This window comes from Nonomuraea sp. NPDC049784 (genome assembly GCF_040659615.1).
Lineage (GTDB): Bacteria > Actinomycetota > Actinomycetes > Streptosporangiales > Streptosporangiaceae > Nonomuraea.
Genome location: NZ_JBFAMX010001218.1, coordinates 1 through 1,346, shown reverse-complemented (window position 1 = coordinate 1,346; position 1,346 = coordinate 1). Strand labels below are relative to the sequence as shown.

Here is a 1,346-nt window from a genome sequence, read left to right as displayed (position 1 = left end):
CCCTCCAGCGCCGCCTCGAGGTCCGCGCCAGTCTCGGGAAGCGTGGCATCCAGCTCTCGCATGACGGCGATCGCCGCCGAGCTCGCCAGCTCGCCCGCGGCGTGTCCACCCATCCCGTCAGCCACCACGAGCAACCGGCCACTCGCATAGCCGGAATCCTCGTTCTGCTCCCTGCGGCGGCCCACGTCTGATCCGGCGGCATAGCGGATGTTGTGCTTCATACCCTGCAGTAAATCATTGGTTGAAAGACTTCACAAGCAGATGCGCTGAAGACTCTTGTGAACTACTGTGGGCTGCATGAGCCACGACCCGACCGTCAACGCCGGTGACATCGCCCGGCTCGCCGGCGTCGGGCGTGCCGCGGTGAGCAACTGGCGCCGTCGCCACGACGACTTTCCTGATCCCATCGGCGGCACGGCCAACCAGCCGCTCTTCTCGCTGCGGCAGGTCGAGTCCTGGCTGCGCCACTATGGGAAGTCCTACCAGGTCTCCCTAGGAGATCGGGTGTGGCAACGCTTGAAAGCCGCAGGCGATTTGCGCCTGGGCGAGCTGGTGGCCCGGGCAGGCGCTCTGCTGACCAGCAGGGCGAACGCTCTGAGCAGCGGTCCGGCCGGCGCCGATCCGCGGGCGGGCGATGAAGTCGTCCCGGGCGTGGCGCGGGCCGGCGCCGAGGGTGAGCCGGGTGAAGGCGCGGAGGCGGCGGGGCAGGACCTCGAACCGGAGGGGCTGGAGCCGGAGTTGGCGGAGCTGGTGCTGGAGCTGGCCGAGCAGCATGGCGCGCTGACCGCGTACGAGTTCCTTTGTGAGCGCTATCTCGAGGCGCACTCCCGGCAACTCTCCGTGACCCGGGAGGACGTGGCCGGGCTCATGGTCAGGCTCGTACGCCCGGGCGGCACCACGATCCTCGACCCGGCCTGCGGCGTCGGCACGCTGCTCCTCGCCCCCACCCTCGCCCAGACGGAGCCGGGCGGGTCAGGCGCGGTCAAGGTGCTCGGGCAGGAGCTCAGCGAGACCTCGGCGGCCATCACCGCCTCCAGGCTCCGGTTGCGCGGCATCGAGGCCGAGGTCGTGGCCGGTGACTCGATGCGCCACGACGCGTTCCCCGGCGAGAAGGCCGACGCCGTGGTGTGCGACCCGCCGTTCAACGAGCGGGCCTGGGGTTATGAGGAGCTGACCGGCGACCCGCGCTGGGAGTACGGCCTGCCGCCGCGCGGGGAGCCGGAGCTGGCCTGGGTCCAGCACTGCCTCACCCACGTCAAGCCGCGCGGCCTGGTCGCCATCCTCATGCCGCCGGCCGCCGCCAGCCGCAAGGCGGGCCGCCGCATCCGCGCCAATCTCCTGCGCGC

Annotated in this window: 1 protein-coding gene and 1 pseudogene; one reads left to right on the top strand and one right to left on the bottom strand. The window is 71.0% G+C overall.

Annotation, left to right across the window (positions count from 1 at the left end; genetic code table 11):
• A pseudogene (locus tag AB0J09_RS64865) lies at positions 1 to 221 on the bottom strand (serine/threonine-protein phosphatase); the annotation flags it as partial.
• A gap of 76 nt (positions 222 to 297) precedes the next feature.
• On the opposite strand from AB0J09_RS64865, the gene AB0J09_RS64860 reads away from it, so the two are divergent.
• On the top strand, positions 298 to 1,346 hold a 1,049-nt coding region (locus AB0J09_RS64860), incomplete at its 3' end, for an N-6 DNA methylase (RefSeq protein ID WP_360714463.1).